Here is a 7,351-nt window from a genome sequence, read left to right on the forward strand (position 1 = left end):
GACACGTTCCGGTTGCGCGCGTTGCTGTTCGCGAAACACACTCCTTTGATCATTTCGTGCCAACTGCGTGATTCCTTTGCGTTTGCAATTGTGGTCTCATGGACACGATAGCAAATAGTTCAAAACGAAAATAACGGATGAAGAGACGATTGGTTCTTGTTCTTGTGGCGGTTCTGCTGGCTGTAGTTGCGGTAAATCAATTCAGCGCCAAACGGCAACCGAAAACGGTATCCTCAAATTCGCCCGCCGACGTGCCGGTCCTGGCAACTGGAACAACCAACGCCACCGAAGGCATCTCGCTCGTTCAATCCGCCGCGACGGGTTCGAAGTTTGGGACGCTCAATCCATATGCGGCCGCACTCCAGGAGCCGGGCCGCTCCAAACGCGCTTGGGATATCGATTTCCTTAAACACCATCAGGATGCGGCGTCAGGCGATCCCATTGAATTTGAACTCACCGACGGGCGCAGTGCAAAAGGCACGGTGACGATTACGCAGCATCGCGACGGAGAGTTGTCGTATTTGTCGGGTGAATTGACACAGCCAGAAAAGGGCCAGTTCTTTTTCCTGACGCCGCCAGAACTTGGCGTGGCAGGCAAGGCCGTCGGCGTGGTCCAATTCGATGGCAGTGACAAAGCGTACCGCATCGAGCCGACGGGCTTGAATGGCGACCCCGAATTGTGGGAACGGCGGCTCGACGAAGTGATTTGCGTTGGGATGCCCCAACCAACAGCTCGCGCGATGAACAGCCTGCCGGGCGACCCCGCGGAAGCGGCGCCGTTGCGGCCCGACGAAGCGTTCGCCTACACACCCAGCTACAACAGCAACATTGTTTCGTTGCAGAGCCTGCCCGGGGCGACGTGCGTTCTGTTGCTGGATTTCGCCGGCGGTTACACACCAACCTGGGGTGGCGTTTACTACTCGAAACCGGCCGGAATCACTGACCACAAGATCCGCGATATTTGGAAACGGATCGCTGAGGATTACATGCCGTTCAACATCAACGTGACCACCGATTTCCAGGTTTATAACCAGGCGCCTGCAATCAGCCGCCAGCGCGTGGCGTTCACGGACACGCCTGTAACCGCCGCGGGGGTGGCGTTCTACGGATCATGGAACTGGGGCGGCGACACGCCATGCTGGTCGGTTTACACATCCGGAAAATCCGCCGCCGAAGTCGCCGCGCACGAAGCCGGTCACACGCTTGGACTTTCGCATCAAGGCCAGTGGAATGGCACGACGACGACGAACGAATACTACGGCGGCCACGGAAGCGGGGCCGTCGGTTGGGCTCCCATCATGGGTGTGGGATACTATCAGACCGTGACCACGTGGGCGAAGGGCGAATACTCCGCGGCCGACCAAAAGGAGAATGCGCTCCATATCATCGTCAGCAATAACAACGGTGTCGATTACCGGGTCGACGACACCGGCCAGACGCTGGCAACCGCCCGGTATCTCGAAGTAAATCCCGATGATTCAGTTTCCGGCGAAGGCGTGATCGAGGCAACTGGCGACACGGATTCCTTTCAATTCACCACGAGCGGCGGGAAGGTCTCGCTGACAGCGCGTCCGGTTGGCGAGTGGGCGAATGCCGCCTTGTCTGTCACCATTGCGAACAGCGCCGGAGTCGTGGTTGCCAGCAATAATCCGCAGGGCACACTTTGGGCCAGGATTGATACGACACTCGCCGCCGGATCGTATACGTTCAACGTCAGCGGGTCTGGACGCAACAATCCGGTTACGGATGGTTTTTCGGCCTACAGCAGCCTCGGGTACTATTCAATCGTGGGGTTTGTGACCGGCGCGCGGCAGCCAACCCGATTTACCGTTGCGGAGAGTGTTCCGAATGCGGCGATTGTGGGTGTAGTGCCGCCCACGGCGGCGGGGAATTTGAGTTACACCATTGTCCATGGAAATGAGGGAGGAACGTTCGCCATAAACGACGACGGCGTATTAACGGTGACGAACAACTCGCTGCTGAAATACCGGGAACTGGCAACGACGTCGCGTTACTTCGCCGGTTTCGAATTGCTCGTGGATATCGTGAACAATGACAACTCCACATTGACCGAAACCAATCGCCGCGTTGTTGTCAGGGTCATTGATTCAACCGCCGGAAATCCTATCGCGGCAAGCGGGTGCAATGCGCGCATAATCGTCCCCTACCATGCGACCACTGCGTCGCCGCAAGCCACCGGGCTGGACATTCCGAATAACTGGGCCTTGTATCAGGAGGGGCTGAATGCGAATGCGCAAATCAGCAGTTCGGGCAGCGGTCTGGACGGATTACCGTCTGATGGGTTGATATACAGCCAGGCCGATAATTCGCTGTTCCAGCTCGGCCAGTATGGCGGGACCAACGCGTTGATGATGGGCAACAGCTATCCATCGAGCGGCACCCTGGTGCTTGAAACACCTCAGGCGTTGAACCGTCTTTCGATTCTCGCCGTTTCTGCAAACGGTGGAGGTGCGGGAACCTTTGTCCTGAACTTCTCCAACGGGAAGCAAAGCCAGGTATTTCGTTTCAATGCACAGGACTGGTACAACGTGACAACCAATGTCGCAGTGGAAGGCTTTGGCCGCGTGCGGCTCGGTCGTGCCAGCTTTGAAACCGAATCCGCCGGCTGGGATAACCCTAATCTCTACAGCACCACCATCGATCTCGCTGCACTTGGGATCAACGAGACCGTCGCTTCCATTGCGTTCACGGGGCCCCCAGTAGGTGGGAGTCGCTCCACTGCCGTGCTTGCGATCAGTGGAATAGCGATGCCGTCTGCGGCGGCCATCACCAGCCATCCCATTTCTGTCACCAACAGCATTCCGTCCGCGGCGGCGACGTTCAGTGTCGCTGCCATGGGCGCGCCGCCGCTGGATTACCAGTGGTATTTCGGAGATCCTGGAAGCGGGGTTGCGCTTGCCGGCGCGACCAACAGCAGCCTTACGCTCACTTCGATCCAGAGCAGCAATGCAGGGAATTATTTCGTCATCGTCACGAACGTCAGCGGTTCCGCCACCAGTTCCGTGTCGACACTGACTGTGTATCGTGCTCCACAAATCGTCCGGCAGCCAGCGCCCGCAAACTCGACCCGGGCAGCCGGCGAGAGCATCAGTTATTCCGTCGCAGCCAATGCAGCAGCGCCTGTTTTTTATACCTGGCGGTCCAACGGAGTCGCCGTTCTCACGGGGTCTTCAAGTAGCCTTTCGTTGTTGAACCTGAAGACGAACCACTCGGCAACCTATACGGTGGTCGTGTTCAATTCGTTCGGCAGTGTCACGAGCAGTCCCGTTGCGCTGACGATAGCGCGAACGAATTACCCTTACAGCCAGCTCGTGCTTTCGGATAATCCAATCGGTTACTGGAGATTGAGCGAGCTGAGCGGGACAGTTGCGATGGATTGTGTGGGAACCAACAACGGCACCTACAACAACACGCTGCTCGGCCAGCCTGGATTCAATTGGGTGGATACACATACCTCGGCGCGTTTCGGTTTGCTGGCTTCGCAGAACAGTTATGCGGGTGGCATTCCCATCGATTTCGGAAGCGCCCCAAACCAGAGCCTGACGGTTGAAGCGTGGGTCAAGGGAAATGTTCCGTCGACGGACGCGGGCCTCGTCACCAAGGGTACGGGCGGAGGAGGGGAACAGTTCAATCTCGATTGCGGGGGCGCGGGCCGCGCATTCAGGTTCTTCGTGCGCCGGGACGATGGCAACGTTGTGGGTGCCAGCAGCAGCGTGGTTCCCAACGGCGCGCAATGGCAGCACGTGGTGGGCGTTCTGAATCGTTCGGCGGGTTACGTGGCGATCTATGTTAACGGGGTCTCGAATGCCAGCAGCACTTTCCCGACGGAGAACTATCGCGGCCTTCTGCGCAGCACCAGCGGGATGAGCATTGGCGCCCGGCAGGCTGGAAGCGGCGCGTTTAACAACCAGTTTGCCGGCTACATGCAGGACGTTGCTGTTTACAATTATGCGCTCTCGCCGGCACAGGTGCTCAATCACTTCAATGCTGCGGCCAATCGCCCGCCCGTGTTCGCAAACGATTTAATCCTCAGGCCTGCTGCCAGCGCGGGCCGGACTTATGTGTCGACCATCAACACCGAGGCAGCCGATCCCAACGGCGACCCCCTCACGTTTGCAAAAGTCAGCGGCCCAGCGTGGCTGGCTGTCGGAACGACTGGCACGCTTTCCGGCACGCCTGCGAACGAGAATGCAAACACGAACGTGTTCGTCGTGAGCGCGCGGGATTCAGCCGGGCTTTCCAATACGGCGACATTGACCATTCATGTGAACGCCAGCCCGACGTTCACGCGGAATCCATTCCGTCTGCCGGATCTCCTCGCCGGCCAATCGCTTGCGGCTGATATCAGCACCAATGTCACGGATCTGAATGGCGATCTTGATTTCGCTTTTGAGAAGCTCAGTGGTTCGGCGTGGGTGGAAGTTGCCGCGAATGGCACGGTGTCCGGGACTCCCTTGCCTGGCGACATGGGAACGAACTCGGTTGTGGTTAGTGTTACGGATCCGAGCGGATTGTCCGATAGCGCTCTGATGACTGTTTACGTGTCGGGGCCGATGTCGACCCCTGTGCAAGTTTTCCTCTCGAAGGAAGAAAACGATCTATTGCTGACCTGGACTGGCGGGACGCCGCCGTATCACGTCGAGGCAAACACAGATTTATACGGCACGAACTGGACTTCGATCGGGGTGTTTCCCGCAGAGACGTCCCTGATGATAACTCCGACGAACGCCGCGACTTTTTATCGGGTCATCGGCAACTAACGCATTCACTTGCGAAGGTCACGCGGACCGTTGCATTTCGTCAGTTCGAGCCGGAATCATTTTCCCGATTCGAGAAAGCTGCAAACCTGGAGCCATTCGCGGAATCGATCGACCCATTGGTTCACAGGCCGTGTGTTGTTCGTCCGAAACCCGAAGCCGTGCCCCACGCCACTATAGATATGCAATTCAGCCGGTCGTTTCGCCTGTTTGAACTTCAGGTAGATAGTGGCAAGGCCCTCCGAAATGTCGGGACGATCATCGTATCCGCATACGAGGAACGCGGCGGGAGAGTTTGTCGATGGTTCCATCCGTTGCAAGCGGCCGGGATAGATGAGCGCCTGAAAATCGGGACGGCACGTCTCGCGGTCGATCAGGTCGTCAGCGTCCAGGTTCCCGGCATCGAAGGATTGTGCCGAGAGGAACGCTACTTCGCCTCCGGCGGAAAAGCCCATCACCCCGACAGACCGCGTGTTGATTCGCCAGTCGGACGCGCGGCTGCGGACGTAACGAACGGCACGCTGCATGTCGCGAAGGGCGTGTTGATCGACTGAGTACGTCGAATTGGTTTCGCGAGCGAGGCGGTATTTGAGCACGAACGCGGCGATGCCGGCTTCGCTGAGTCGTCGCGCGACAAAGTGGCCTTCATGGTCGGCCCACAATTCGCGATGGCCACCGCCCGGTGCAACGATCACTGCGCATCCAGTCGCTTTGCCAGACTCAGGCAGATATGGTGTGATGCTGGGCTTGTGGATGGTTGAGAGAACGCGTTCGCCATTGTCAACGACTCGAACCGTCACTTCCTCGAGTTTGCCTTCTGAACCTGGCGCGCCATTGGGCCATAGAAAAATCTCTGCTGATGGTTCGGACGCAAACGCAGGGACCGCAATGGTCCAGCAGACAGTGGCAAGTGCGATCCAGTGGAAGAGGGGAGGTTTTATGCGCATACGATAATTGGGAGCAGGGGACTGCGGCGTTCTAGCGAACAGGCATCCGTTTGGCAAGGAAAGGCCGAAGGTCTGTGCGCTCGACGCAATGTAGTCTCTGAAGGATGCTTAACGGCGAGGTGCGACATGCCTGCATTTTTCGCCCTGTCGTCACAGTCCGCGCGCGACGGTCCAGACACACACATCCGCCGCCCCGGCTTTGCGCAGGATCCCGGCGCACGCGCTCGTGGTCGCCCCTGTGGTAAAGACATCGTCGATGAGAACAATGCGTTCACGATTCAGCCGCACGCCCTTGCGAATGATGAAAGCGCCCTTAACATTCTCCGCCCGCTGCTCCCGCGTAAGTTTCGTTTGGGTGAAGGTGGGGAGGACGCGTTCGAGGAGTCCTGTGCGGACGGGCAGTTTCGTAGCCGCGCCCAAACGGCGTGCGAGCCTTTCAGCCTGATTGAATTCACGTTCGCGCTGGCGCGTTGCGTGCAGTGGCACTGGCACGAGACAATCCCAACTCCCGCCTGCCAGTTCTGGGTCTGCCTGCCTTACGAGCAGTTCTCCCAGGAACGGTTCGAACCAAAGCGCCCGCTGATACTTATAACGCCGGATGCATTCGAGAACGGGACCGCCGGTCGTGACAGCGGAACGCGCAAAGCGAAAATGCAGTTTCAAGTCGCGACAATTTGCGCATTCGAAGTCCGTTGTGATGTCGCCGGGATATGGGAGGCCGCAGCGATCACAAAACGGTGGTCCGATGAAGCGCACCCCGGCGCGGCATCGATTGCATACGAACCCCGCGGCAGCACCTGCGCGTTCCTGTTCGCAAACCTGGCAAAGTTCGGGAAAAACCAGCGCCACCGCCGCATTGCAGATCCCTCGAAGCAATTCGCATTTCATCCCGTGCGAAGATTAGGAAGCGGAATGGGTGGTTGTGAATAAAATTGTTCCGGGCGACGAGACGGGCTGCTTTCGCTGCTTAGCAGCGGGCAGGTTTGAGGAGAAGGCCGGGGAGGGTGGGTGCACCCTCTCCCCCGCCCCTTTCCGCTCCTGCGTCGCAGGCGAGGGGAGAAAATCAGTCTGAAGACGAGCGCTCTGATAATTACCCTCGCAGCCGCATCGAACTCCCTCTCTTCCGCTCCGAGCGGAGGAGAGGGCCGGGGAGAGGAGGAGCGCTGGAACCTAGACAACGCCGCGATCGAGAATGAATCAGAGCACCCTCTCCCCCGGCCCCGCTCCCGCTTCTGCGTCGCGCAGGCGAGGGGAGAAAATCAGTCTGAAAACGAGCGCTCTGATACTTACCTTGCAGCCGCATTGAACTCCCTCTCTTCCGCTCCGAGCGGAGGAGAGGGCCGGGGAGAGGAGGTGCGCGGGAACCTAGACAACGCCATGATCGAGAATGAATCAGAGCACCCTCTCCCCCAACCCCTTATAGCTGTTCCGAAAGTTATTCAATATCGGCGAGGAAGCCTTATCAGCTTGCCGCAGCCGATGTGAACAACTTTCGCGCCGGAAATTTCCGAGTTGTGAACAAGATGGATTTTTTCTTCAACAGAAGCGCCACGCGCGGGCCGGGAAGACGAATCACCCCACCCATGTCGCTCGACGAATCGGGAGAGACTTTCGCTCCCAGCCCTG

At 58.5% G+C, this 7,351-nt stretch carries 3 protein-coding genes; 1 reads left to right on the forward strand and 2 read right to left on the reverse strand.

The window, feature by feature from the left end; all coding sequences use genetic code 11:
• Positions 1-137 precede the first annotated feature (137 nt).
• Positions 138-4,781 (forward strand): LamG-like jellyroll fold domain-containing protein, encoded by a 4,644-nt coding sequence (locus tag VEH04_14875; protein ID HYG24061.1) that lies wholly within the window; start codon positions 138-140, stop codon positions 4,779-4,781.
• 56 nt (positions 4,782-4,837) lie between these two features.
• Here the strand turns inward: VEH04_14875 and VEH04_14880 are convergent, their stop codons facing one another.
• Positions 4,838-5,725, reverse strand: a complete 888-nt coding sequence (locus tag VEH04_14880; protein ID HYG24062.1) for an alpha/beta hydrolase — start codon at positions 5,723-5,725, stop codon at positions 4,838-4,840.
• A 150-nt stretch (positions 5,726-5,875) separates the two neighbouring features.
• Positions 5,876-6,613 carry a ComF family protein gene (locus VEH04_14885; protein HYG24063.1) on the reverse strand — a complete coding sequence of 246 codons (738 nt, stop codon included), beginning with the start codon at positions 6,611-6,613 and terminating at the stop codon, positions 5,876-5,878.
• Between the last annotated feature and the right edge of the window lie 738 nt (positions 6,614-7,351).

The organism is Verrucomicrobiia bacterium (assembly GCA_035629175.1).
Lineage (GTDB): Bacteria > Verrucomicrobiota > Verrucomicrobiia > Limisphaerales > DASXHY01 > DASXHY01.